This window comes from Bacillus sp. LH1, from assembly GCF_057924895.1.
Genome location: NZ_CM175007.1, coordinates 3,225,900 through 3,251,485, shown reverse-complemented (window position 1 = coordinate 3,251,485; position 25,586 = coordinate 3,225,900). Strand labels below are relative to the sequence as shown.

29 protein-coding genes, 1 pseudogene and 1 riboswitch are annotated in these 25,586 nt (G+C 34.3%); of the genes and pseudogenes, 21 read left to right on the top strand and 9 right to left on the bottom strand.

Features of this window, described 5'->3' with window-relative positions:
* Nucleotides 1-120 precede the first annotated feature (120 nt).
* Entirely contained in the window at nucleotides 121-501 is a 381-nt protein-coding gene (locus ACX9TM_RS16830; protein WP_000340581.1) for a winged helix-turn-helix transcriptional regulator, read from the top strand.
* A 91-nt stretch (nucleotides 502-592) separates the two neighbouring features.
* Here ACX9TM_RS16830 and ACX9TM_RS16825 read toward each other — a convergent pair whose 3' ends face one another.
* From ACX9TM_RS16825 to ACX9TM_RS16815, 3 genes are all read right to left on the bottom strand, one after another.
* Nucleotides 593-1,192 (bottom strand): hypothetical protein, encoded by a 600-nt coding sequence (locus ACX9TM_RS16825; RefSeq protein ID WP_000914420.1) that lies wholly within the window; start codon nucleotides 1,190-1,192, stop codon nucleotides 593-595.
* Between the two features lie 221 nt (nucleotides 1,193-1,413).
* On the bottom strand, nucleotides 1,414-1,725 hold the full coding sequence (locus ACX9TM_RS16820; protein ID WP_000860726.1) for a hypothetical protein: 312 nt from the start codon (nucleotides 1,723-1,725) through the stop codon (nucleotides 1,414-1,416).
* Nucleotides 1,726-1,885: 160 nt separating this feature from the next.
* Entirely contained in the window at nucleotides 1,886-3,163 is a 1,278-nt protein-coding gene (locus ACX9TM_RS16815; protein ID WP_000425988.1) for a histidine--tRNA ligase, read from the bottom strand.
* Nucleotides 3,164-3,503: 340 nt separating this feature from the next.
* Between ACX9TM_RS16815 and ybaK the strand changes: the two genes are divergently transcribed.
* The gene (gene ybaK / locus ACX9TM_RS16810) at nucleotides 3,504-3,980 is read left to right on the top strand and encodes a Cys-tRNA(Pro) deacylase (protein ID WP_000710860.1); all 477 of its coding nucleotides are present in this window, start codon (nucleotides 3,504-3,506) and stop codon (nucleotides 3,978-3,980) included.
* A 303-nt stretch (nucleotides 3,981-4,283) separates the two neighbouring features.
* A complete protein-coding gene (locus ACX9TM_RS16805) occupies nucleotides 4,284-4,424 on the top strand; it encodes a hypothetical protein (RefSeq protein WP_001156925.1) in 141 nt (46 codons plus the stop codon).
* Nucleotides 4,425-4,717: 293 nt separating this feature from the next.
* Here the strand turns inward: ACX9TM_RS16805 and ACX9TM_RS16800 are convergent, their stop codons facing one another.
* On the bottom strand, nucleotides 4,718-5,047 hold the full coding sequence (locus tag ACX9TM_RS16800) for a hypothetical protein (protein ID WP_000566271.1): 330 nt from the start codon (nucleotides 5,045-5,047) through the stop codon (nucleotides 4,718-4,720).
* 134 nt (nucleotides 5,048-5,181) lie between these two features.
* On the opposite strand from ACX9TM_RS16800, the pseudogene ACX9TM_RS16795 reads away from it, so the two are divergent.
* From ACX9TM_RS16795 to ACX9TM_RS16785, 3 genes and pseudogenes are all read left to right on the top strand, one after another.
* Nucleotides 5,182-5,271: pseudogene (locus tag ACX9TM_RS16795) on the top strand (transposase); the annotation flags it as partial.
* A 287-nt stretch (nucleotides 5,272-5,558) separates the two neighbouring features.
* Complete coding sequence (locus ACX9TM_RS16790; protein WP_001229415.1) at nucleotides 5,559-5,915, top strand: hypothetical protein; 357 nt, start codon at nucleotides 5,559-5,561, stop codon at nucleotides 5,913-5,915.
* 499 nt (nucleotides 5,916-6,414) lie between these two features.
* Nucleotides 6,415-7,242: an endonuclease I family protein gene (locus ACX9TM_RS16785; RefSeq protein WP_000672193.1), complete on the top strand. Its 828-nt coding sequence runs from the start codon at nucleotides 6,415-6,417 to the stop codon at nucleotides 7,240-7,242.
* 157 nt (nucleotides 7,243-7,399) lie between these two features.
* Here the strand turns inward: ACX9TM_RS16785 and ACX9TM_RS16780 are convergent, their stop codons facing one another.
* On the bottom strand, nucleotides 7,400-8,830 hold the full coding sequence (locus ACX9TM_RS16780; protein ID WP_072769948.1) for a YfcC family protein: 1,431 nt from the start codon (nucleotides 8,828-8,830) through the stop codon (nucleotides 7,400-7,402).
* Between the two features lie 200 nt (nucleotides 8,831-9,030).
* Between ACX9TM_RS16780 and rraA the strand changes: the two genes are divergently transcribed.
* The 7 genes from rraA (at nucleotide 9,031) to ACX9TM_RS16745 (ending at nucleotide 16,696) form a co-directional block, all read left to right on the top strand.
* Nucleotides 9,031-9,510, top strand: a complete 480-nt coding sequence (gene rraA, locus ACX9TM_RS16775; protein ID WP_000266037.1) for a ribonuclease E activity regulator RraA — start codon at nucleotides 9,031-9,033, stop codon at nucleotides 9,508-9,510.
* Nucleotides 9,511-9,849: 339 nt separating this feature from the next.
* Nucleotides 9,850-11,688 carry a DUF4430 domain-containing protein gene (locus ACX9TM_RS16770; RefSeq protein ID WP_065382098.1) on the top strand — a complete coding sequence of 613 codons (1,839 nt, stop codon included), beginning with the start codon at nucleotides 9,850-9,852 and terminating at the stop codon, nucleotides 11,686-11,688.
* A 57-nt stretch (nucleotides 11,689-11,745) separates the two neighbouring features.
* Nucleotides 11,746-12,582 carry a DUF4430 domain-containing protein gene (locus ACX9TM_RS16765; protein ID WP_033695789.1) on the top strand — a complete coding sequence of 279 codons (837 nt, stop codon included), beginning with the start codon at nucleotides 11,746-11,748 and terminating at the stop codon, nucleotides 12,580-12,582.
* A gap of 22 nt (nucleotides 12,583-12,604) precedes the next feature.
* Complete coding sequence (locus ACX9TM_RS16760; protein ID WP_002178524.1) at nucleotides 12,605-13,483, top strand: energy-coupling factor transporter transmembrane component T; 879 nt, start codon at nucleotides 12,605-12,607, stop codon at nucleotides 13,481-13,483.
* The gene (locus ACX9TM_RS16755; RefSeq protein ID WP_065382099.1) at nucleotides 13,456-15,117 is read left to right on the top strand and encodes an ABC transporter ATP-binding protein; all 1,662 of its coding nucleotides are present in this window, start codon (nucleotides 13,456-13,458) and stop codon (nucleotides 15,115-15,117) included. The genes ACX9TM_RS16760 and ACX9TM_RS16755 overlap by 28 nt, the downstream gene beginning before the upstream one ends.
* Nucleotides 15,090-15,791 carry an ECF transporter S component gene (locus tag ACX9TM_RS16750; protein WP_000043896.1) on the top strand — a complete coding sequence of 234 codons (702 nt, stop codon included), beginning with the start codon at nucleotides 15,090-15,092 and terminating at the stop codon, nucleotides 15,789-15,791. Before ACX9TM_RS16755 ends, ACX9TM_RS16750 begins: the two co-directional genes overlap by 28 nt.
* A gap of 182 nt (nucleotides 15,792-15,973) precedes the next feature.
* Nucleotides 15,974-16,696, top strand: coding sequence for a YwiC-like family protein (locus tag ACX9TM_RS16745; protein WP_063220612.1), 723 nt, complete (start codon nucleotides 15,974-15,976; stop codon nucleotides 16,694-16,696).
* A 30-nt stretch (nucleotides 16,697-16,726) separates the two neighbouring features.
* Here ACX9TM_RS16745 and ACX9TM_RS16740 read toward each other — a convergent pair whose 3' ends face one another.
* Complete coding sequence (locus tag ACX9TM_RS16740) at nucleotides 16,727-16,918, bottom strand: hypothetical protein (RefSeq protein ID WP_000554032.1); 192 nt, start codon at nucleotides 16,916-16,918, stop codon at nucleotides 16,727-16,729.
* 131 nt (nucleotides 16,919-17,049) lie between these two features.
* A riboswitch (SAM riboswitch) is annotated at nucleotides 17,050-17,148 on the top strand.
* A gap of 100 nt (nucleotides 17,149-17,248) precedes the next feature.
* On the opposite strand from ACX9TM_RS16740, the gene ACX9TM_RS16735 reads away from it, so the two are divergent.
* The 4 genes from ACX9TM_RS16735 (at nucleotide 17,249) to ACX9TM_RS16720 (ending at nucleotide 19,107) form a co-directional block, all read left to right on the top strand.
* The gene (locus ACX9TM_RS16735) at nucleotides 17,249-17,506 is read left to right on the top strand and encodes a hypothetical protein (RefSeq protein WP_000171476.1); all 258 of its coding nucleotides are present in this window, start codon (nucleotides 17,249-17,251) and stop codon (nucleotides 17,504-17,506) included.
* 262 nt (nucleotides 17,507-17,768) lie between these two features.
* Complete coding sequence (locus ACX9TM_RS16730) at nucleotides 17,769-18,158, top strand: SWIM zinc finger family protein (RefSeq protein WP_000271526.1); 390 nt, start codon at nucleotides 17,769-17,771, stop codon at nucleotides 18,156-18,158.
* A gap of 23 nt (nucleotides 18,159-18,181) precedes the next feature.
* Entirely contained in the window at nucleotides 18,182-18,757 is a 576-nt protein-coding gene (locus tag ACX9TM_RS16725; RefSeq protein ID WP_001101572.1) for an NAD(P)H-dependent oxidoreductase, read from the top strand.
* Nucleotides 18,754-19,107: a hypothetical protein gene (locus ACX9TM_RS16720; RefSeq protein ID WP_001006477.1), complete on the top strand. Its 354-nt coding sequence runs from the start codon at nucleotides 18,754-18,756 to the stop codon at nucleotides 19,105-19,107. The genes ACX9TM_RS16725 and ACX9TM_RS16720 overlap by 4 nt, the downstream gene beginning before the upstream one ends.
* Before the next feature lie 40 nt (nucleotides 19,108-19,147).
* Here ACX9TM_RS16720 and ACX9TM_RS16715 read toward each other — a convergent pair whose 3' ends face one another.
* Entirely contained in the window at nucleotides 19,148-20,494 is a 1,347-nt protein-coding gene (locus ACX9TM_RS16715) for a short-chain fatty acid transporter (RefSeq protein WP_063220613.1), read from the bottom strand.
* A 348-nt stretch (nucleotides 20,495-20,842) separates the two neighbouring features.
* Between ACX9TM_RS16715 and ACX9TM_RS16710 the strand changes: the two genes are divergently transcribed.
* Nucleotides 20,843-21,325, top strand: coding sequence for a hypothetical protein (locus ACX9TM_RS16710; protein WP_000597307.1), 483 nt, complete (start codon nucleotides 20,843-20,845; stop codon nucleotides 21,323-21,325).
* Nucleotides 21,326-21,575: 250 nt separating this feature from the next.
* Here ACX9TM_RS16710 and ACX9TM_RS16705 read toward each other — a convergent pair whose 3' ends face one another.
* A complete protein-coding gene (locus tag ACX9TM_RS16705) occupies nucleotides 21,576-22,121 on the bottom strand; it encodes a transcriptional regulator (protein ID WP_001060889.1) in 546 nt (181 codons plus the stop codon).
* Between the two features lie 125 nt (nucleotides 22,122-22,246).
* Here ACX9TM_RS16705 and ACX9TM_RS16700 point away from each other — a divergent pair, with 125 nt between their 5' ends.
* From ACX9TM_RS16700 to ACX9TM_RS16690, 3 genes are read left to right on the top strand one after another with little or no spacing between them, the layout of a single operon-like run.
* Nucleotides 22,247-22,486 (top strand): PLD nuclease N-terminal domain-containing protein, encoded by a 240-nt coding sequence (locus ACX9TM_RS16700; protein WP_001175971.1) that lies wholly within the window; start codon nucleotides 22,247-22,249, stop codon nucleotides 22,484-22,486.
* Entirely contained in the window at nucleotides 22,483-23,388 is a 906-nt protein-coding gene (locus ACX9TM_RS16695; protein WP_000764116.1) for an ABC transporter ATP-binding protein, read from the top strand. The genes ACX9TM_RS16700 and ACX9TM_RS16695 overlap by 4 nt, the downstream gene beginning before the upstream one ends.
* Nucleotides 23,385-24,173 carry an ABC transporter permease subunit gene (locus ACX9TM_RS16690; RefSeq protein WP_001065773.1) on the top strand — a complete coding sequence of 263 codons (789 nt, stop codon included), beginning with the start codon at nucleotides 23,385-23,387 and terminating at the stop codon, nucleotides 24,171-24,173. The genes ACX9TM_RS16695 and ACX9TM_RS16690 overlap by 4 nt, the downstream gene beginning before the upstream one ends.
* Before the next feature lie 91 nt (nucleotides 24,174-24,264).
* Here the strand turns inward: ACX9TM_RS16690 and ACX9TM_RS16685 are convergent, their stop codons facing one another.
* The gene (locus ACX9TM_RS16685; protein ID WP_065382100.1) at nucleotides 24,265-25,524 is read right to left on the bottom strand and encodes a serine hydrolase domain-containing protein; all 1,260 of its coding nucleotides are present in this window, start codon (nucleotides 25,522-25,524) and stop codon (nucleotides 24,265-24,267) included.
* Nucleotides 25,525-25,586: the final 62 nt, after the last annotated feature.

Genomic DNA, 25,586 nt, shown 5'->3' with positions numbered 1-25,586 from the left:
TCTTTTCATGAATTTATTTTTGTAAGTAAATTATATTTTTAAAGTAACATAGATACAAGTACGCACATTTATGTGGTATAGTATCAAAAAATATACTAATGTTAAGGGAAGGGATTTATTATGGATTGTCCAAACGAAAATAATATAAATTATCCATTTTTAAATAAATATTCTTGTCCAGTTGAAGCTATGGTTGAGGTGATTGGAGGGAAATGGAAAGGGGTAATTTTGTATCATTTATTAGATGGTACAAAGCGGTTTAATGAATTAAAAAGATTAAAACCAAATATCACACAAAGAATGTTAACGCTGCAGCTGAGAGAACTTGAAGCTGATGGCATTATACATCGTGAAGTATACCGTGAAGTGCCACCTAAAGTTGAATATTCGTTAACTGAGCTTGGTGAATCACTACGTCCAGTGATTCTATTAATGATGGAATGGGCAACTCATAATATGGAGAAAGTTTTGGAGAGTAGGAATACGAAAAATAATAGTTAAGAGTTGAAATTGGTATAGACGAGTTATGTGAAATAGTTGTAGAAATAAAAGGTGTTTCCATACGTGAAAACACCTTTTATTTCTATGTTTTTTACTTTTTAACTTCAACTGCTGAAGTTGGAAAGTTATTTAAGTTTGCAGTTTGACCATACCAATCAGCATGTTTAAAAACAACACCTTTTCCATATCCGTCAGTTGAAGTACGTTCCCATAGTGTTGTTGAGTAGCTAGCAGTAGGAGCTGCTGTACGTACAGAAACAATTTGATTTTGCCAACTAGCAGACAAGTTTTTATAACCACTACTTAGAGAAAAATACTCGCTACCTTGATTTGTGCGTTTATAGAAGTCTGTACTACCAGGTCCGCTTCCTCCAACACCAAGGGGAGTGATTGAATTGTTCAACCTTTGTTTATCTTTTTCAATAAAAGACTCTAAACTTTCTTTGCTCGAAAATCCATAAGATAACCAGTCTCCATTTTGATTTTGTTTCGGTAGAACTAACGTTATTTTTATGTCTTCCTTTGATGGAGCACTCAATTTGTTAAACGAATCAACAGTCTTTTCATCTACAGTTACATATTCGAAAGAGGAAATCGTATAATCTTTTTCGGTACTAGCTGATACTGATCCCAGTCCTCCAGTTAACGACGAAACAGTTAATAATGCACCTGCTACCAACTTTTTCAGCATGGATTCATCTCCTTAAAACTTAGATTTTTTACATAACTAAAATGTATGTTAATTTGAATGTTTTATAAATATTTAGAAATTTATAAAAATTAAACAGAATATTCTTTTATTATTCTGAAGTAAGGAGAGTAATTAAAAATGAAAAAAGGTTTACTTAAAAAGTAAACCCTTTTTGCTGACCTATTTCAAAACTCAATGGATGAAAGTTTCATTTTATCCATCTATGAATCATACACTTCTTTTGCATTCGTAGAAGCAGCATCTAATAAAAGGAAAATGGCTGCTATCATATGTAGAAAGATGTCTATATAAGGAAAGAAGGCAACTAGAGTAACGATAATACCGATATAATGAGGGTACGTATTCATGCCTTCTTTTTTAGCTAATAAAATAGTAGTGATATGAAAAACAATCAATAGTAGTAAAGGTAACCCATATAGGTTAACAAGACTTGGAAATACATAATAACAAGGAAGTAATAAAAGATGATAGATCCCTGTAGTCCACTTTAGTAATTGGATGTAGGTTTTCAAAGTTAATCCTCCTAAAATAATTCATATCTATATATTACCAAAAATAATAGGTAATTGGATATTGTTTATTTGTATTTTTAATAGATTATAATAATTTTATGTAAACTAATTGTTAGGTATCTATAAAATAGAAAAACCACCCAAACGAGGGTGGTTCGTATTATAAATACCTACTTAAAGAAGAAATCGGAACCTTCACCTCACTACCTTCCTTCATATTCCGCAACACAACAGTGTTTGTACTAAGTTCGTCTTCCCCAATAATAAGCACATAAGGGATATTTTCTTTATTGGCATAATTAAGGGCGCGTTTTAATTTGCGTCCTGCTAGTTCAAGTTCGACTTTTAAGGAAGTGGTAGAACGTAATTGCTGGGCGATTTGTAAGCATTGTAATTCTGTTCCGAGCGGGATGATAAATACATCCGCTGTAGATGATATCGTTTCTTTCTGTGATAGTGCTGTATAAATAACGTCTAAACCGAATGAAATACCGACTGTTGGATAGTTCATGTTATCACCACGGAATGCTCCGATAATGTTATCGTAACGGCCGCCGCTACCGATGCTAGATGTAATCGATCTATCTTTTAAAAAGATTTCATATACAGTACCTGTATACATTGTGAGTCCTCGCGCTAAAAACGGGTTGAATATCGTATTTTCATTTATTCCAAGGGCGATTAAATATTGCTGTAATTGTTGTAATTCGTTTACTCCATCGGCAACGAGTGGATTATTGAAAGCTTCTTTAAAGTCAGCGATAGTAAGCTTTAGACAAGATAATACGGTATTACATATCGTATCAGCCATTTCTTCAGAAATCCCGCGCTCTAATACATCTTTTCGTACACCATCAATCCCAATCTTTTCGATTTTATCTAATGACAAAATGACGTCACTCGTTAACTCAGTAGGGATGTTAATAGACTCGAGAATACCGTTTAATAATTTTCGGTTATTATATTGGATCGTTATCTCTAAGTTTAACGTTCGGAACAGCTCAAACGCCATAGCCATAAGTTCAGCTTCTGCCATGACAGACTCAACACCGACGATATCAACGTCGCATTGTATAAATTCACGAAATCTTCCTTGTTTAATTGGCCCATCTCGAAATACTTTCCCAATCTCATAACGTTTAAAAGGGAGGCGGAGGTTCGGATTCATTGCCACAACCTTTGCGAATGGAATAGTTAAATCGTATCGTAAGGCGAGCTCACGTTTTCCTTGATCCTGAAGTGTATATATTTCTTTTAATATTTCATCGCCACCGCCGTACTTGTAAGACATAAGCTCATACATATTTAACGTCGGCGTTTCTAAAGGTTTGCATCCGTATCGTTCAAACGTATCTTCACAAGCTCTTTTAATTTTATTTCGCAGCACTTGCTCCTCTGGTAAATAGTCTTTCGTTCCTTTTACATTTCTCATTTCCATCATAATCACTCCTTTTTCAAATTAAAAAAAGCTATGCAGGTATAAAAATACCCACATAGCTTTATGAACGCTTCGTGGGTCAACAGGAAAAGCCCTGTACCCACGAAGAAAAATTTTTCTTCGGATACACGGCGTTACGTTTGATGATGAAGTTGGAAAGAAGTATTAAAATTTAGCATTGCAAATCTCTCCTTAACGTAAGTTTTTCCAAATTATATCAGATGATTTTTGAATTATCAATATTTTTAGTTTTGAAATATACGTGAAGTTATGTAGGAGAAATGGAAAAGGGTGTATAATAAAACTTAATAATATGAAATAACCTTTTAAGGAGATCACTATGAAAAAAGATAAAACAAATGCGATGCGAATATTAGATAAAGAAAAAATTGAATATTCGATGATGTCATATGATCCAGACGATGGGAAAATTGATGGCGTATCAGTAGCCGAGAAAATTGGACGAGAAGTGAGAGAAGTATATAAAACGTTAATCGCTCAAGGGAATAGTAAAAATTATCATGTGTTTATTATTCCGGTAGATGAGGAACTAAATTTAAAAGCTGCCGCAAAAGCAGTAAGTGAAAAGAAAATTGAAATGATTCCTGTAAAAGATATTACGAAAGTGTCAGGATATATTCGTGGTGGTTGTTCACCAGTCGGAATGAAGAAGTTATTTTCTACATGTATTGATGAAAGTGCCCAATCACTTGAAACGATGATAGTAAGTGGCGGGAAAATTGGTATACAAATTGAGCTTAAAGTAGATGACTTGGCGAAAGTGACGAGAGCGCAGTTTGGAGAGGTAACGAAGTAAATATACATAGGAAAAGAAGTTCTAGTTTTATCCCGCTATTTGCCGGGCAGTAAGACCCTCATCTCAAATTTCAGCGGAAGCAAAGAAATTAGGTGGGGATCAACTGCCCGTAAAAGCCCGATTGGTGAGGGCTGATTAAAGTTTCACTTTATTGAATTTAGATAATAATTTATAGGATAGTTAGTCCGTTATGGGGCTGATTATCCTATTTTATTTACAAACTGGATAAAGATTGAATGTTTAGTTTGATATAGGCATGTAATCTGAATTGTTTGTTTGGCTTTGGGAGAAGGTAAAACCTCGATGCAAGAACTTGAAATAAACAAGCAGGGTTTATTCTTAAAGATAGACAAAGAACAGGAGAGTGTTTTAATGAGGAGTCAAGAAATATCCATAAGAAAGCACAAATTGGGGGATGCCAGTATTTTTGAAAAAACAAGCTAATAGTATGCAAGATTTTATACAGTTTTTTGGCTAATCCAGTAACAAACAAGAGCACTAAAACCACGTTAGGATAGGAATGTATATAATATGTATAGATTCATAGAACTAAAAAAGGGTTCACTTGTGAGAGCAGGGTTGTCCTTTTTCCTCGCTAACGCTAATGATGGGTTATGTTAACCTCATATGTATAGAATATACAGTTAACTAAAAATGAAAAGTTTACAATTAAAAATGAACAATAAAAAACAGTAATGTAAAATCACTACTGTTTTTTATTGTTTCTTATAAGTGAATCATTTGTACTCCTGTCTATATAATTTAAACGAATAAATAGCTCCAATAAAGAATACAAAAGCTTCAAATAATATAAAGATTTGACGGAAATTCTCAATATCTTTACCAACTAAAGAAATAAATATAGCATTCATTAGAATTTGAGTAGTAAACATACGAGAAGTAATTTTTAAATAAATAGCATTTGTTCTTTCAACCGGTTTACCAATTTTTTTGTAAATAATAATAAGTGCAATTACTGAACCCAAAAATAAAAGTGCTGTAAGTCCTACAACGATATTAAAATTGGCTGTACTTTCTAACATCCATTTATTTAATAGATCGATCATTATTATCTTCCTTTCCTACATAAGAGAATATTTTGTTCTTCTTTTTCACTATAATAAAAAAAGGAAAAAGAAAACATCGAACTTTCTTACAAACATTCGTGTATTCTTACAGTTTTGTCATTTTGTAAATGTATTCCGCCCTGTTTTTCACTATTTTCTTTGGAAAACATAGTGAATTACGAGAAAGAGCGCTACAAGATCAACTTCTGAGAACAAAAATTATGTAAATAAGCTGTTCACTGGATTCTCGTAGAAAACTTTGGTGAGATAAAATTTTTGATTTTGTAGCACTTTAAAATCTTAGCTAGAGGGCTATTTATCGGTATCCCACAATAAAAAGGCAGGAACATATCAAATATGTTCCTGCCTTTGATTTTATTAAGTTTAATATCTATGACCTAAATATAATAGAATTTGGAGCTTCTTTTTATTTTAAATAAATTGGGTAATTAGACTATAACATTAATGTTTATCATTGAATATAATAATAATATAATGGAGGTGGTGTTATATGGCTCTTACTACAGGACCAATTGAAAACGTAGGAAATCAACCTGCTAATGCAAATAAAGTTAGGGTGAAGATCCTTAACCGTACTGCGGGCCCACTTACTGGAGTAGCTAGAGTTTTTAGACTTGACGGTTCATTAGTATTAATTGAACAGGTAAACTTCAATGTGAATTCTAATGCTTCTACTTTTGCAACTCTAAGTTTAGTTCATCCTGCTCTTGGACAAGCATTTGAATATGAAGTTCAAATTGTTCCTAATCAACCTGGTGGACTATATAGTGTTTATGGACTAACAGCTGAAAATGTTATTATTACTGCACAACGTGTTGTGAACTCAGAATTGACACAGTTTCTTTAATTAAAATAGATTGGTGCCTACATGGTATCCAATCTATTTTTATACGTATTATTCAGAGAAAGAAAGGTTTTACACAAAAATAAAGATAGTTATGGAAAAGGGAAAAGTCGAGCTATCATCTTAATTTTTATTATTTCTGTCTTAGACCGTATCTGTTTTGTGGCACGGTTTTCTTTGAATGCATTTTATTCAAACTGTTTTTTAAAGTATTTATCAAATATGCATTATTGCATAAATAAATTTAAATTTATAAGTTAATATTAAACTACTTTTTAGTTGTAAAGAATATGTTAATAATCTTTATAAGAAAAGGATATTCCTTGTAAAAAGTGAAATTGTTTGGAATGTGAATAAACAAAAAGTTTAGAAGTGATACAGACTGGATAGAGTCTTGTATTAAATAAACAGAAAAGGGGTATGGGTTTCTAAAAGGTTTCGGGGGTTAGAAAGCACGTTTTAGTTAATAGCTTTAAATTATATTTTAAAGGGGAATGGGTATATGAAGTTTCGAAATACAAAGATTGCTATGGTTACACTATCTTCATTTTTTATTTTAGGTTCTGCATCTCTATCATTCACAGATACTATACATGGTGAAGTGGTTCCTGCATCAGCACAGGAGATTATTGTAAAAAATTATGACGATACATATTATAATAACGCAATAGGAAAAACGGGGTTAGAATTAAAGAAGGAATTGCATAATATTATTGATAATCATACAAAGTTATCATACAGTGCGGTTTGGGAAGCGTTAAGAGATACTGATGAAGATCCGAATAATAAAAATAATGTGATACTCTTATATACTGGTCGTTCGCAAGGGAAACTTACGAATGGATCAGGAGTAAATAACTGGAACCGAGAGCATGTTTGGGCAAAATCTCACGGTGACTTTGGAACGACTGCAGGACCTGGAACAGATCTACATCATTTAAGAGCGACGGATGTATCTGTAAATAGTTCACGTGGAAATCTAGATTTTGATAACGGTGGTGTAAATCATTCTGAAGCGACAGAATGTAAATATGATAGTGATTCTTGGGAACCTCGTGATAGTGTAAAAGGAGATATTGCTAGAATGCTGTTTTATATGGCTGTTCGTTACGAGGGAGACAACGGCGAAATAGATTTAGAACTAAATGAAAAAGTGAATAACAATAAAGATCCATACATGGGGAAACTATCTGTCTTATTAAAATGGAATGAACAAGACCCGGTCGATGATTTAGAGCGAAAGCGTAATGAAGTGATTTTTACAAAATATCAACATAACCGCAACCCTTTTATTGATCATCCAGAATGGGTAAATAAAATCTGGAACTAAGATTTTTAAAGGTATTATATTTTGATAAAAGGGATTGATCATTATGATCAATCCCTTCTTATATTTTTACTAGAATAAATGATTTTTATAGGACTAGTGAGGGAAATAGAATAGATATTTATATGGAACGATAGTACTTATTTATCTAGTTAAGTATTTAGTAAGGTCCCCACTCAATATTCACCCCAACAATAAGAAAAACAAGTCCAATGATAAACCAAATGAGTGCAAGTGGAGCCATGAAACGAATCCATTTTCCATAAGAAATCCCGCTTGCTGCGAGAACGCCCATTAAAACACCGGAAGTTGGATTTAAGCAGTTTACTACACCTTCTCCGAGCATAACAGCCTGTACTGTAACTTGGCGTGTAATGTGCATGAAATCAGCTAATGGAGCTAATATCGGAATAAAAATAACCGATTCTCCTGTCCCGGATGAAATAAGGAAATGTAATGCAGCACTACTTACGTACATACCGATAACGCCAAATACAGGGCTTTGTCCTTCAAGAGACTGTGCGAGCTGGTTAACGATAGTATCAAGTAATTTGCCTTGTTCTAAAATGACTGAAATACAGCGAGCCATTCCGACGATTAAAGCACCGTAGATAAGATTTTGGCAGCCAGTTAGAAAAGTGGATGCGATATCGTTTGCTTTCATGCCACCTATTATTCCTGCTGTAATTGCTATGAAAATAAAAGTAGCGGTCATTTCTGCGTCCGTCCAATGTAGACGAAAAGCGCCTATTAAAAATGCAATTAATGATAAAGCTGAAACGAGTAAAATTAATTTATGACGTATCGTCCAAGGGACTTCTTTTTTCTCTGCTTCTTTTTCGCTTGAAAGAGCGTTACTGGGAAACCAGTTGTCGCCAAGGATGCTTCCTTTATTTGATTTTTTCAAGCGTTTTACATACCAATTTATATAAAGGATAGTGGCAAGTAAAAAAGATATATAGATTGCGGTGCGTAAACCAATCCCGGAAAACATCGGAAGTTCTGCGATCTTTTGTGAAATGCCTAAAGGTGAGGGAGATAAAATAGTAGCATTAAAACCAGCATAAGTGCCTAAATAAATAATTGCTACACCGACGATAGCGTCCCATTTTAACGTGCGTGCAACGATGATGCCGATGGGGATAAAACCGATAACTGAGTTAACGATAATACCAGTCGTTCCAAGAATAGAAAAAAGCGCAGCAACTATACAAATGAAAAGTAATTGCTGATTACGAAATTTGTTAATAACATGATAGATTAAACCGTCAAGAGCACCTGTTTTTTCAAGAATTGCAATAGTTCCACCTGTAAATAAAATTAGAAAGATAATAGGAGCAGCAAGTGTCATTCCTTTTTCAATAGCGGTAAAAAAAGAAACAAATCCTACGGGTGATTGCGGAACAGAATGGTAGCTACCTGGTATTGTCGTTGTAACGGTCCCGTTTGTAACCCTTTTAAATTCTCCAGCAGGAACGAAGTACGTAGCAATGGCGCAAAGTAAGGCAATAAAAAATAGTAGTACGTACGCATCAGGCATTTTAAACTTTTGTTTACTAGGTTGTTTTTTTGCCTCAGTTTGTATTTGCATAAAATCCCTCCTTCTTCACTTGGTTAATTTTTAATATTCTGAATTTAATCTGTGAAATAGATTATAATAAAGGTAGCTTCTTAAGGCAATAGTTTTTGTATCCTTTTCCCGCACGTACAAATTATTGCAATATTAGACAGGGAAACGATAATAAGCCAAGAATATGTTATGTAGAAAGAAAAAGGAAAAGAGGGAACAAGATGTGGAAAACTACTGATCTATGTGATGAATTTGAAAAGGAATTACAAATATGTCGCCAGTCTTTTCGGTCTTTTGGGAAGAAAGAACAATTCCACGGGAAAATTGCAACTGTAAAAGTGAAAGATGATAATGTACTAGTGAAGGAAGGATTGCAAACATTACCAGAAGGAACAGTATTAGTTGTTGATGGCGGAGCGTCTACGAATTGTGCGTTACTTGGTGATAATTTGGCAGCTATTGCGGAAGAAAGAAAGCTAGCAGGAATTATTGTGAATGGGTATGTTCGTGATTCTAGTGAACTAAAGAATATTAATATTGGTATTTTAGCGTTAGGAACGATGCCAAATAGAAGTGTGAAAGAAGGAAAAGGAGAACGAAATATTTCATTGCACTTTGGACAAGTGGATTGGAATCCAAATGAATATGTCTATGCGGATGAAGATGGCGTCATTATTAGTGAAAAGAGTTTACATCGTTAAGAGTTAATAAGTTATTATTCTTAGAAAATAAATCCGATAAAGCATGGACAAAATTCTTTGTCAATAGTAAAATAATACAGAAATTTAAAATTTACAGAATGTATAGGTTTATCGTTTTACGATAACTTAAATGGAAGTAAGTTGTGCCAAGAAAAGTGAATGTTATCACAATGATACGTTCATAAACAAAATTATTTTTCCTATACAAATATAGCCGCGAATAATGCGGGTAGGAGGTGTTGTACATTTTTGTTCGACACTTACAAAAAGAGAGTGTCAATCGCACGCCCTTGAAGGGCCTTTTTTTGTGTAAATGGTAGTAAGGGAGGAAATTTTGGGATGGCAATGTTGAAAAAGTGGCTGCTTACGTCGTTAATGGCAGTGACACTTGTATTTGTTTCTTTTGCGAATACAGTACATATTACGTTTGCTGAAGAAAATACAGCAAAACTTGCAATTATTGGGGAATCACAAAAGGGCATTATGTTATGTCCGAAAGAAGAGCAAATTAAAGATGGGGAAACAGCTTTAAGTTTGCTGCAAAAGGTCATGGGGGACAAAGTAGAATCTGAAACGATGTCGTTTGGAACATATGTAAAAGGAATCGATGGTTTAATGGCCGGGGCTACAAGTGCTTGGCTGTATGATGTAAATGATAAGTCTGCAGAAGTCGGAGCAGATAGTTATAAATTAAAATCTGGAGATGTTGTTGTCTTTCGCTTTGTTTCAGACTGGAGCAATATAAGCCAGGAAACATTGAAAGAAACGTTAGATAAGTTCGGGACGTGTAAAACAGAAGAACCTAACGGTGGCAAACCAGAAGAACCAAAGACGGATGATCCAAAACAAGAAAAACCAGAAGAACCGAAGACGGATGATCCAAAACAAGAAAAACCAGAAGAACCAAAGACGAATGATCCAAAACAAGAAAAACCAGAAGAACCAAAGACGGATGGTTCAAAACAAGAAAAACCAGATGGTACAAAAACAAATGATGAAAAACCAGAACAACCAAAGCAAGAGAACATTCAAAATCCAAGTGCACAATTAAACGAAGCCATTTCTAAAACATCAGATAAGATGTTACAAGATGGAATTGAAAGTGACTGGGTAGCTGTAGCGCTTTCTCGTTCTGGAAAGAATGTGCCAATTGAGGCAAAATTAAATTATGTTAAGTCAGTAACTGAAAAAGTAGAAAAGCGCATTAATCGTTTTTCAGCGACAGATTTAGCTAGAACAATTATTATGATGAATGCAATGAGTGCAGACCCTAAAAATGTAGGTGGGCATAATTTAGTTCAAAAATTGTATGAGTCAGATAAAGTGAATTCTGTTACAGGTTATGCATTTGCTTTACTTGCATTTGATACGAAGAAGTATGAGATTCCAGTTGAATCAAAATGGAACAGAGTTGCTTTAGTTGAAGCACTGTTAAATAATCAGCATACAGACGGTGGATGGACTTATAATAGTTCAGGTAGTAAAGATAGTGCTAGTAGCGTTGATGTAACAGGTATGGTTTTATCAGCATTAGCTCCTTATCAAGAGCGATCAGATGTGAAACCAGCTATACAAAAAGCTGTTGCATATTTATATAACGAACAGCTGCAAAATGGCGGTTTTTCAGCTGATGGACAAGAAAATTCAAATAGTACTGCGCAAGCAATTATTGGATTATCGCTTGTTAAAGATGTAGATCAAAATCGTCTTCATAAGGCAATGCAAAACCTATTATCATATCAACTTTCAAATGGTGAATTTAAATGGTTACCAAGTGATCAAAATGGTAACGGAATGGCTACAGAACAGGCTCTTTTAGCATTACTTCAATTTAAGGAAATGGGAAAATCTATTTATGATTGGTCTAATGTAGACGCTGGTGATGTAATTAAGCCAAAACCGATTGAAGAGCCAGAAAAGGTCGTTGAACCAGAAAATAATGTAGTAGAAAAAGAAGTTATTGAAGAACCGAAAGAACAAAAACAAGTACAACAAGAAACAAAAGATGAAAATCTAAAAGTAGTTGTAGATAACGAACCGGTTAAGAATAAAAAAATCGGAAACGGTAACAGTCTACCAAAAACAGGAGCATCTTCTCATAGCGCAGCAACAGAAGTAGGTATGGGTGTATTATGTATTGCTTCTGCATATGTATTATGGAGACGTAAAGCAGCTTAACAAAAAATTAGGAGCAATTATTTGCTCCTAATTTTCGTATGAAAGGTGAGAGATAGGATGAGTAAGGTGAAATGGTTCATTTCTTTACTGCTTTCGCTCGGGCTACTTGCCGGATGTGAAGAGGCAGCTGTAAAGCCTGAGAAGAAGGTAGAACCGAAGCAAGAAGAGGTAGCGAAACAAGAAGAACAAAAAGATGAAGCGAAGCCGGAAGAAAAAACAGAAGAAAAGCAAGCTGAATCAGAACAAAAGCAACAAGAAGAACAGAAAGAGAAACAAGAACAAAAAGTAGAAGAGAAGCCGAAAGAGGAAAAGCTGCAGGCACAACCAGAGGTAAAGAAAGAAGAGAAACAACAGGAACAACCGAAAGAACAGCCGGCTGTAAATAAGCAACCAGAGCAGCAACAAGCACAAGAAGAGAAACAACAACCGAAAGCACCAGAAGTAAAAGAAGAAGCAAAGGTTGTGAATCAGCCGAAAGAAACACCGAAGCAGGAGCAAAAGAAAAAGCCAGAAGAGAACAATAGTGTACCAGCTCCACCAACACCGGTACCACCACTAAACCCAGTGCCACCACCAGTACCACCAGTACCTAAAGCAAAACAAGTAACAATCTCGGTAAAAGGAAATAACGGATATATAATGGGTGCGAAAAAGATGGATGTACAAGATGGCGATACTGTGTATAAAGTATTACAACGTACAGGATTAGATGTTGATGCAAGCGGATCTAGAGATAGTATTTATGTAAAAGGTATTAATGATTTATATGAAAAAGATATTGCGGATACTAGTGGATGGAAATATCGTGTGAACGGTGCTTTTCCAAACCATAGTGCTGGTGTAGCTACGGTAAAACCAGGAGATACAATTGAGTGGGTATACGTATTACAATAAGAAAGGCATTCGGTAAAGGGCTATGAAAATAAGTTTTTCTTCTTTACATCCTTTTGTGAATTTTTTCTATTATATCGGGGTGATGATACTATGTACGATGTGTCTTCATCCTCTTTTTTTAATTGGAGCAATAGTATTAATTATTATGTTAAATGTGATGCAAGGAAATAGCGAAAAGATAAGAAAGATGCTACCGAGCACAATTGTTTTCTTTTTTATGGTAATTTTATTTAATTCGTTATTAACGCATAGAGGTCGAACTACGTTATTTTGGTTAGGTGATAGCCGTATTAAGCTTGAGGCGATTATGTTTGGAATAGTAATGGGGTTATTACTAGTTGCAGTTATGTTTACGTTTGCGTCATACAATGATATTATTTCCAGTCATAAATTTTTATATTTGTTTTCAAGAATTTCACCGAAAGTTGCATTGTTAACGATGATTACAGTGAGATTTGTTCCTTTGTTTATAAGGCGATTAAAGAAAATCACACTCGTCCAAAAAACGAAAGGTGTGCAGGTAGATTCAGGTTCGATAATAGAACGCGTCAAAAATGGTATGCAATTGCTGCAAGTATTATTAATTTGTTCATTAGAAGATGCACTGCAAACGGCAGATTCTATGCAAGCTCGTGGATTTGGTGTAACGAAGCGTACGACGTATATTCGCTATAGAATGGAAAGGCGTGATTGGTATACGCTCAGTTATTTAATCATTTTATTTATAGCTGCTATTGTATGTAGTAATTATGGCGGAGGGAAATTGATTATTTATCCGAAAGTCGAATCTATTTTATTCCAGCAATACGATGGAATGATGTTTGTATTATTTACACTGTTTATTAGTTTACCAATTATGATGGAAGGAAGGGAATGGATATGGTGGCGCATGCAGAAATAAACAATTTATCATTTGTATATGCTGATGAAAATAAAAAAGCGTTACAGCATATTTCTCTTTCTGTTCAAAAAGGTGAGTTTATTGCACTTGCTGGAGGATCGGGATCTGGGAAGACGACGTTATTAAAACATTTTAAAAAGGAGTTACTTCCAATTGGTACGCGTTCTGGAGAGATATTTTATGAGGGTGTTTTAATAGAGGAAGTAGCTGATTTGTTATCTGCCCAAGAAATTGGGATGGTATTTCAAAACCCAGAAAACCAGATTGTTATGGATACAGTGATTCAAGAATTAGCATTTTCTTTAGAAAATATCGGATTACCATCACATATTATTCAAAAAAGAATAGCAGAGCTTATTAGCTTTTTAGGATTTCAAGATTTATTGCATCAATCTGTTCATACGTTATCTGGTGGGCAGAAGCAGCTTGTCAATTTAGCTGCGGTATTAGTTATGCAGCCGAAATTGCTATTATTAGATGAACCGACAGCGCAGTTAGATCCAATCGCTGCAAAAGAGTTTTTAGGATTATTAAAACGGATTAATGAAGAACTTGGAATTACGATTATTTTAAGTGAACATCGTTTAGATGAAGTTATCCCGCTTGCAACACGCGTTGTTTGTATGGATAATGGCCGTATTATGTATGATGGTAGTCCTAAAATTGTTATTACGGATATGTGGGGAGTAGAAACATTCCGTCCATTTATTCCGCAAATTCCAAGGCTATTTTTAGAGTGGAATGTGAGAGATATTCCGTTTACAGTGCGAGAGGCGCAAATGAAAATGAATGATTTTGCAGCGATATCATATGTAAATGACCCAATAGCACAAAGTGAAAAGCAAGAGGTAATTTTAAGCGCAGAGCATATTTCCTTCCAATATGAAAAAAATAGTCCGCTTATTTTACGTGATTTATCAGTTCCAATTGAAAAAGGAAAATGGGTAGCGCTCGTTGGGAAGAACGGTACAGGTAAGTCTACACTGTTAACGATTTTAGCAGGATTACAAAAAGCGAGAAGAGGAAAAGTAAAGTGGAACGGAAAAGTGGTACATAAAATCGATTCGAAAGAACGGTTTAAAAGTATTGGGTATGTATCGCAGCATCCGTATTACCATTTTACATTTGATACAGTATGGGACGAGGTTTATGAACGTGCGCGTGAATTATATGGAGAACAAGGAAAAGAAATAGCAGAAGATACGCTAAAACAGTTTTGGTTGTACTCGCTTAAAGAACGCCATCCGCATGATTGTAGCGGAGGAGAGCAACAATTACTTGCGTTATGTACAACGTTATTATCAAAGCCAACGTTATTATTACTTGATGAACCGACAAAGGGATTGGATCCATGGAAGAAAGAAAGAGTAGGAGAACTATTTAGGAAGCTGCAAAAAGAAGGTACAACAATTGTAATGGCAACGCATGATATTGAGTTTGCAGCGAAATACGTGGATCAATGTATGATGTTATTTGATGGAACAGTCATTATGAATGATGCACCGAAAGAATTTTTTAGCGGCAACTTCTTTTATACAACATCTATTAATCGATTCATTCGAAAAGAATTGCCATATGCATTAACGTGGGAGGATGTGTACGAAGCTTGTCCAAACAATATGTTGCATTCATAATATGTATCTTTGCAGTAATAATCGGCACATTACTCTTTACGACACTTGTTATGGATGGTTATTACATGTTAAGTAGTTTGTTTCTATTAGCGGTTATTATGTTACCTTTCTATATCCGTTTTGAAAGAAAGGCGTTTGTTTCACGTGAAATTGTTCTCGTTGCTGTATTAGCGGCAATTGCAGCAGTAAGCCGGGTGCCATTTTCTATTTTACCAAGTGTACAACCAACTTCTTTTGTCATTATCGTTTCTGCAATTGTATTTGGAAGTGAAACTGGTTTTATGATTGGTGCTACAGCAGCAATCGTATCTAATATTTTTTTAGGACAAGGTCCATGGACACCGTGGCAAATGTTTTCGTGGGGCATGATTGGTTTTATAGCAGGTTTACTTCGTAATACATTTTTTATGAAAAAGCTATGGGGAAGACTTCTTTACGGAGTAATTGTTGGCTTTTTATTTGGCTGGATTATGAATTTCTGGGGCCTTCTCGGTTTTATACGAGAAGCAACATGGGAAACTGTCATTTCGTATTATATCGCAAGTTTTTACTTTGATTTGAGCCATGCGATTTCGAATGTTATTTTCTTATTACTATTTAGTACTTCATGGATTACGATTCTTACAAGATTTAAAAAGAAATACGGTATATTAGATGAGCATAACGTGACATAGAAAAGCATACTCATATAAGGTAGGGTCGCGACTTACATATTCGTTTGCCTCTTTCATGCTTCTTACATAATGTAAGGAGCATTTTTTTGTCAAAAAATCGATTCAATATGCATCCGCTATTATATAAAATTATTTGTATAATTGTAGGTGAGAACTTTTTTCAAAAGGGAGGTGTATAGTTAATGAAGTTAGTTATTCCGAAGCAACATGGTGCATGGGCCATGCTTGTTATTCCTTTTTTATTAAGTGTCATACTTGGGAAACCTACTATTTATCATATTCCATTGTTTTTAGCGTGGTTCTTTATCTATTTAGCTACGTACCCATTTCTTACGTACATAAAGCAAAGACGAAAAAAAGAGTTTTTACAAGTTTCCATTATTTATTTTCTTATTGCGTTCCTATTTGGGATGATTTCTTTATTATATGAGTGGCGAATTCTTTTATTCGTAATAGTAATGATTCCATTATTTATAGTGAATATGTATTACGCTCGTCAAAAAAATGAAAGAGCACTATTAAATGATATTTGTGCGATTATTGTGTTTTGTATCGGTGGGTTAATTAGTTATTCCTTTTCAATGAAGCAAATCGATCATACAGCATTATTCATTGCGCTTATTTCATTTTTATACTTTTTAGGTAGTACGTTCTATGTGAAAACGATGATTCGTGAAAAAAATAACCCGAAGTATCGTCTTATATCTTGGGGATATCATATCGTATTAACGATAATCATATTTGTGATTAATCCGTGGTGTTCTCTTATTTTTATACCAAGTGTCATTCGAGCAATTGTGTTGTATGGCAAAAAAATTTCTATTAAAAAAGTAGGAATTTTAGAAATTGCTAATTCTGTATATTTTTTAATCATAACGGCAATAATTATGAAGTATGCCATTTGAAAAAACTTCCCATCAATTGATGGGAAGTTTTTAATCTTTTTCTAAAATGTGAACGGTGTACTCGCAACGTTGAATAGCTTGTTCAACAGCATAAAGTGATTGTTCAATACGAGCGCGATTAAAATCTTTTTCAACTGTTTCGAGCGCTTCTTCTAAACAATTTTTAGCTTCTTGTAATGATTGAAAAGAATCTTGTACATATCCGCGAGCATTTTGATGCATTTCATAATCCTCCTTGCATGTTCGTATATGGGTAGTATGAACAGTAAGGAAGAAAATATAATTTGTTATATTTATTATATTTGTTTGACAATTAAAGTGGAATTACGTATAGTAAGAATTAAGTGAATATTTTCTTATCCAGAGAGGTGGAGGGACTGGCCCGATGAAACCCAGCAACCGCGATGCAGGTGCTAATTCCAGCAGAACATATTTGTTCTGGGAGATAAGACGAAGATATATACGTAACTTCTTCTTATCGGAGAGGTTTTTTTATTGCAAAAAAACCGATTACGAAAATTTATATTAAGAAGAAAGGGGTTGCGCATTACTGTGACACTCGAAAAATACGTAAAACTGCGTAGTACAGTTTATGAATATATGATAGAGCAAGATAAGCCGATATCATTGTTAGATATTCAAGAACATATCGTTTCGCATCATGAAGGAAAATTCACGAAAAAGATGTTGCATCAATTTTATTTATCAAGATTATTAGACGAACTAAAACTGGATGGGAAAATTACATTAGCTGATGAATATCTCTATGCTGAAAAAGGGGTATTGTATAAGGCGAGAAAAGGGAGCTAAGCTCTCTTTTTTTCTTAAAATAACGGAGTATGTAGAGTAAAAGACTGCTAAAGCAGCCTGATACAGGGAATGGTGTTGAGTGTGTAGTGTCAAAAATTGAATGTGCCTGAAAGAGGCAATTCATATCGGCTGCAAATGAAAAGAGACACCTTCGCCGAATAGGTGTCAGTCGTTTTGTCACGTAGACTTGCTACTTAACAGTAATTAGAATAACATGCAGGATTTTTGAAGTCAAAAGGGAATTAAAGGAAGGGGTACAATTATGTACGCTTACTTATTAAAAGATATAACGAAATGGATCCCAAAGTACATTGTAGATAAGGGATATGAATATTATGAAGATGGGCATGTAGAAGATGTTGAAATACAAGATAAAAAAGTGTTTGCTTTCGTTACTGGAAATGCAGGGAATTATGAAGTAGTTATCGATCTCGAAGATTTTTCAGAAAGTAACTGTGAGTGTCCCTATGAAAATTATTGTAAACATATGGCGGCAGTTGTTTATGATATGCAAGGTGCTGGTGAGAGTGCAGTTAAAGAGAAACTGAAAGATTTAGAAAAAGAAGAGTTACTTATATTATTAAATCGATTGTTGCAAAGTTCGAAAAACGTACAAATTGTAGAGAAGTTATTAAAGAAGGAGAAACTTTAACGTATAGAGGGAGTTGTTTTGTAGTGAACGTACTAATTATATATGCTCATCCTAATCCTTCAAGTTTTAACGCGGCGATTTTCAATCATGTGCAAAAAGGACTACAGGAAACAAATCATTCAGTTACCGTACTTGATTTATACAAAGAACAATTTGATCCAGTCCTCGTATTTAATGAAGAGAAGAAAAGACGCGATTTAGTAAATGAAGAGGAAACAGCTCGGTATAGAACGTTAGTAGAAGAAGCAGATACACTTCTATTCATCTATCCAATATGGTGGTGGGGGATGCCAGCAATTTTAAAAGGATTTATCGATCGTATTTTCGTAGCTGGATTTGCTTATAAATATGAAGGGGCTCTGCCGAAAGGATTATTGCAAGGGAAAAAAGCATGGGTTATTAATACGTTAGACTCGCCTCTATGGTACGTCGCATTGTTATATCGATCAGCAGATTGGATTATGATGAAGAGAGGTATTTTACGTTTTTGTGGCATTCGCGATATAAAACGGTCAGTGTTTCAATCTGTGAAAACGAGTAAAGTATCAAAGCGTGAGAAATGGTTATTACAAATAGAAGAAAAGGCTCGTGCATTATGAATGAAGTCGATCGTATTATAAACTGTGTTCAGTATGATGGCGAACTTTTTCGGAAGTATGTTACGTGTTTACTTCAATTGAAAAAATGCAGCGAAACATTTCAGCAAATTCAAATAGAGTTAAGAAATGATTATTTAATAAGAGGAATTTGTGAAAGAGAAGTTGATCAGGTAGTAAGGGGAAGTAAAGAATATGAAACATATTTTCTTCCTAAAGCGTTACAGTGGAATTTTTTGAGGGAACATCCACACCTGATCGGAAAAATTTGCGAAGATTTTTTTGCATTTGAGTCATTACATCTTACGGAGTTAGAGTGGGAGAAGATTATAAATTGCGTGGGAAATAAGTGATTTATTATGTAAAAAAGCTAGTATAAAACTAGCTTTTTGTTTAAATAAATAAGAAACATAGACTAATGATAAAACCCGCATATAGTAAGTTCACAACACAAAATCCCATAATGTCACGAGCACCTAAACCAGCTATCGCTAATGCTGGTAATGCCCAGAAAGGTTGAATTAAATTCGTCCAAGCATCGCCCCATGCAATTGCCATTGCTGTTTTTGCAGCAGGTACACCAAGTTCAGCGCCAGCTGGAATCATAATTGGTGCTTGCACAGCCCATTGACCGCCACCAGATGGAACGAAAATATTAACGATACCAGCACTTAAAAAAGTAAAGAGCGGGAAAGTTGATTCGTTTGAAATGCTAATAAAGAAATTAGAAATAGCTCCTCCAAGTGAAAGTCCTTCACTATTTGCTCCAATCATCATGCCCATAATTCCTGCGTAAAACGGAAATTGAAGTAAAATGCCAGAGGCACTTTTCGTAGAGTCTGAAAAAGCGCGAATATACTGAATCGGAGTGCGGTGGAAAATAAGTCCAGTAATTAATAACATAAAAATCACGATATCGAGAGTAAGATTAAATCCTTTCGTATAAAAGTAATTGAAAATATAAATGAGACCTAACAATCCAACGCAAAGTGTAATAATAATGCTATTTTCCATCTTTTCAGCGAACGTATTTTTTTCTACTTCTTGAGCAGCAGCTTCTTCATGGAACACGCTAGGATCTACAGTTATCGTATGTTTTTCATCTGGATGCATCGCTTTATTAATGAGAGGCATCGTAATGAGAAAAATAATAACTGGAACGAGAGCGTATGGTGAGAATAACGTTTCTGTTATTGGAATCGCCTCTTTAATACTTCCAGCAGTCGTTTTAATTAACGTTTCACCGCCTGTTGCTAACGTAAGAGGGATAGAGGCAGAAAGACCGGCATGCCAAATGAGAAATCCAGAGTAAGAAGAGGCGATTGCTAGTCTATAATCTAATCCGTCCAGCTGCCTTGCCACTTCTTTTGCGTATAAAACAGATACAACAATTCCAAAGCCCCAGTTTATGTATGCACCGAGTAAACTTACAATTGAAATGGCAATAATGCCTTGTCCAGTTGTTTTTGGTAGTCTGGCAGCTTTCGTTAATCCTTTTTTAATAAGAGGAGCATTTGCTAAAGCAGATCCAGTCACGAGTACAAGTGCCATTTGCATAGAAAAGGCGAGGAGTCCCCAAATTCCATTACCCCAGTGATTAATCATTTCTACAGGTGTTTGGTGAGTCGCAAACATACCAAAGAAGATAACGAAAACAGTTAGTAAACATGATAAAATAAACGGTTCTGGCAAGAAGCGTTGCACTAAGGCGACGCAACCATTTGTAAAGGAACGAAACAAAATAGATCAACCTCCTTATGTATATGTATTACAATTATTCGAGGTTGTTTAGGAGATAACCTTCAATGTAAAGAAAATTCAGATATTTACAGAGTGGTAATTTATTGATAGATTGATATAGAGCCTCGTATCAAATTCTGCTTTTAATATACTAGAAGAAAAACGGTTGGAAATGGGGTAGCACTTATAGGGATAGTATAGAGAAAGGTTACTAGCTGGCTTCAAAGCAACTGTTGCAAAGGGAGAGGAGATTCAATACAATAGTGTTGCATTACATGAGAAATATGTTTTAGCACAAATCTAGCTAAAAATGTTTATACAAATACATTTAAAATTGATGGGGGAATTATGATCAAAAGTTTTTATCTTTTAAAGCCTAAAATGTTTACGGCAGATATATATTATAAAGTTTTTATTACAGGTGACTGTATATATTTTATAAAGATTGGCGGACAGTTTCATAGCCGACATGCTTATAAAAAACAATTACCTGGTATTTCAGAGCTATTGTTTTTGTTTTGGTTCAAAAAAATTGAGAAAAAACAATTAAACTTAGAAACTGAAATAGATGCAAAAATACATACTGGCGATGTACATGAACTCTTGCAATTAAAGAATAACTTTTCAATTGAAATAAATATAATTGAAGAGGTACTATTAAATAAACGAGGAACGTTTCATACAGGTTTTAATGATAATGGAACGATTTCCTTCATGTTAAAAAATGGTCAAAAAATAAAGTTCATCATCCCGGAAGAAACTTTATTTTCATCTATAGAAGAAATTTTCGACCAATATGAACAGACAATCTTTGTAAGGGAAGTGTTTTAAAGGAAACGATTAATTTATTATCTTTTTAATAAAGTGATAGAAAGCTTCATTAAAAAGATGAAGCTTTTTACTTATAAAAGATAACAAAAGTAATACATTCATTACTACATTTGTGTGTGAATTCAAGAAAAATTAAACCACCTAGCCCCTAAAGAGAATATAGGAAGCAGATGGTTTAGGTGTTTTGAGAGGTATCCTGTTTTCAGGATTTAGTTCAAATTATTGATTTGCATTTTTATATCGAGTAAATTTAAGTTTCTGGAATAATTGTAATAGCGACAGTCCGAACCGGAGTCTCTATTTCGTCGCCTTTACTTTGGCTATTGTAGTATTTAATCATTAATTCGTTAAGTTCGTTTTGAAATTTTCCAAAGTGTTCTTCATCTAGCTTTAATTCTACTACAGAAAAAGTAGCAGTATCTTCTTGACTGTTTTGTTCCTCTAATTTCTTAAGGTAACTTTGATATTGTGTCATAAGTGATAACTGATAATAGGAAATGTAGTTTAACTTTTCATCATCAGATAATCCTTTCCATTCACTTCCTTCAATTTTTGCATCTTCTTCATTGATTGCGTAATATTTTTCAGAAACAGATTTCACCTTTTTTTCTTTAATTACATGGACGATACCAGAATCAACCATAGTTTGTAGCTGTCTATATAGTGTGGCTTGTGGTACATTTTTAATGATTTTTACCATTTCTAATGGTGTTAGCCCATCTTCCTTATTTCTCATTAACACTTGGCAAATTTTCATTCTTACCGGATGCATTAAAATTTCAACTTTATTATTCATTCGCTCACCTTATTTATTATGTATTTTTATTCTCATTATAAATAATGAGAATAAAGTTTGCAATTCATTCGTTTGTGTTTTATCATTATCAATAATGAGAATGAATTTAGGGAGGAATGACAATAATGCAACTACATTATGGATTGAATGATCTTAAAGACATTGATATTATGACTTTTCTACCCATTATATTGCCAGTTATTGCAGTGGGGGTACTTTTAGTTTTCATTGCATTCATTGATTTATACCGACATAGAAAAACAAGAAAAAATGTACTTGTATGGACGTTCATTATTCTTTTCATTAATGTATTGGGACCTATTTTCTACTTCGTTATAGGGAGAAAGGATAGTGAGAAATTATGAAATTAGAGATTAAAAATGTAACAAAAGTATTTAAAAGAAAAATTGCGGTTAATAATTTCTCGATGGAACTGCAAGCGGGGGAATGCGTCGGATTAATTGGACCGAACGGAGCAGGGAAATCCACATTAATAAAAGTAATTTCGGATATTATTCATCCAACTGCTGGTGAAGTTTTATTGAATGGGATAAAAATATCAAAAATGAAAAGTGAAATTGGTTATTTACCGCAATATCCTAATTTTTTCCATTGGATGACAGCGAGAGAAACGCTTACCTTTATGGGCCAACTTTCGGGATTGAAAAAAGAAGAATTGTCAAAGTCGATTCCAAAGATTTTGGAGAAAGTTGGACTAAAGGACGAAGAAAACGCAAAGGTTAGTACATTTTCTGGTGGAATGAAACAACGACTTGGTATTGCACAAGCATTATTGCATAAACCGTCACTTATTGTCATGGATGAACCGGTATCCGCATTAGATCCAATCGGCCGACGGGAAGTATTGAATTTAATTGAAGAAATAAAAAAAGATACAACCATTTTATTATCAACCCATATATTAGGCGATGCGGAAGAAATCTGTGAACGATTTGTCATTATAAAAGATGGAACAAAAATAGAAGATACAACGATTACGGAACTTTTACATCGTAATAGTGAAAATAAATTAATGATTGAAATAACAGCTAAAGATCAAAAGTGGATTGAAATTGTAAAAAAATTACCGTATGTGAAGGACGTTGAAGTGGTTGGGCTTAAAATCAAAGTGAAGGTTGAAAGCATTGAAATAAATAAAAATATGTTATTGCAAAATGCACTCGAACATAAAGTGAACATCGTTAAATTTGAAATGAGCAACGATACTTTAGAAGAAATCTTCTTGAAATTGGTGGTGCAAAAATGAATAACTCAATTGTATTGATAAAAAAAGAATGTGTTCAAATGTTACGTGATTTCAAGATTATTTGGCTACCAATTGTTTTTATATTTTTAGGCGCAACACAACCGATAGTAACTCATTATTTGCCATCAATTTTAGAAGCGTTAGGTGGAGGACAGGGAATTACCATTGATTCGAGTATGGCAACGCAAAAAGGGGGCGAAGTATTAGCGAGTACTTTGGGATCCCAGTTTGATCAGCTTGGACTTATGATTCTAGTGATTTCTATGATGGGTGCTATTCAAACAGATAAAGCTAATGGTATGTTGGCCTTTATTTTAACAAGGCCTGTTACTGTTCCTTCATATGTAGGTGGGAAAATAGTGTCGAACTATTTAATGGTAGCGTTTAGTGTAACAATTGGATTCGTTACTTCTTATATATATGTAAATTATCTTTTTACTGTTGTTCCATTCGCACACCTAATTACTGGATTACTATTTTATTTAATTTGGGTTCTTTTTATCGTATCTTTCACAACAATGATAAGTGCTATTTTTCAAAGTCAAGGTATGATTGCATTAATTTCAATTGTTTTCCTTTTAGCTTGTAGAGTAATCGTCGGTTTGAATCCAATAATGGATCAGCTTAATCCAGCCAGTATGAGTAAGTATGCAATGGAAATGTTAGTCACGGGGGGAGTAAATTCAAACGCAATAATCAATGGATTACTAACTATAGTATGGATTTTATTGACACTCTTCGTAACGTTTTATTGGATTGCTAATAAAAAGTTTAATGATGAATAACCATGATGAGTATAGTAGATTTACGAATGCTTTTAAACCTGGAATAATATAATGGATTCAAATAAAACACCGAAATAAGAAAAAGCTTCCACTACTGTGGAAGCTTTTCTAAATGATGTGCAATATCAATATACATATTTGAGTAAGTCGAATGTATTTCATTACTTGGCATAGCGTTAGAAGAGAAGTGGACAATTACCATATTTGCTTTCGGATCGATGTAAAGTGTTTGTCCGTAACTACCTAACACTTCAAAAGCACCCTGTTCATTGTGGGGAATCCACCATTGATTATGATAAGAAATGGAAGCTCCAGGGCTAATTGCAAGTTCACCTTCTTGGACATTTTTTATATCTTCAGTAATAGAAGAAGGGAGAATTTGTTTTCCGTTATATTCCCCGTTGTTTAATAGTAATTGCCCGAATTTCGCCATATCTCTAGCAGTTGCATTTAAGCCAGCGCTTGCTTGTTCTATTTTCGTTTCATCTGTAACGTAATACGCGTTTTCTTCCATACCAATTTGAGACCAAATTCGTTCGCTTACATTTTCAGCTAGTGATTTACCAGTAATAGTTCTAATAATCCAAGCGAGCGTTTCTGTTGATCCGTTATTGTAAGAAAAGGCAGAACCAGGCGGTGCCGTTTCTTCGGCTTCCCGTAACATATCATAAATTTTCATCGGACCGTCGTAATTTTTGCCGCGGGGTAAAATATTGCTAGCTAAATATAATTGTGCATCTTGATTTTCTAGCCCAGGTTGCTCATATCCATGAGTAGGATATTCAGCTGAAACTTGCATGTCCATTAATTGCTGAAGTGTGGCATTACCGAACGGTGTGTTTTTTAATTCTTTTATGTAAGTGTCAGCTGTTTTCTCTAAATCGATACGATTCTCTTCAGCGAGAGATTGTATAATTGCCCCGGTAAAGACTTTTGCTAATGATGCCATACCATGAGGTTCATTCTGTTTATACCCATTGAAATATCGTTCGTAAACAAGTTGTCCATTATGTACAACGACAAAAGCATCTGTTTTGTTATCATCTAAAAGTTTTTTTAGAGGAGTTGTATTTCCGAATCTACGCTCCACAGCAAAATCGTCTAAGTTTTGCAATGCGGAAGGGAAGTGAGCAATTTGGTCAGGATTGTTTTTTACGTCATTAACTAAAGTGAATTCTTTCATGTGTGTGTACGACCAACGTAAGTAAGGGTCATTTAACCAGTTTTCTTTTGTCACATTATGTTTTGATGGGGTCGTTTTATTTTGTTTGAAGTAAGTAAACCCAAGCCCTGTAATTACAAATATGAATGTTAGTATAAGTAAGAGTAGGGGAGATTTTTTTAGTTTCATATATGGCCCTCCTTTTTATTTCTACTATAAGTATACGCTCGTCTTGAAAGAAATACAAAATA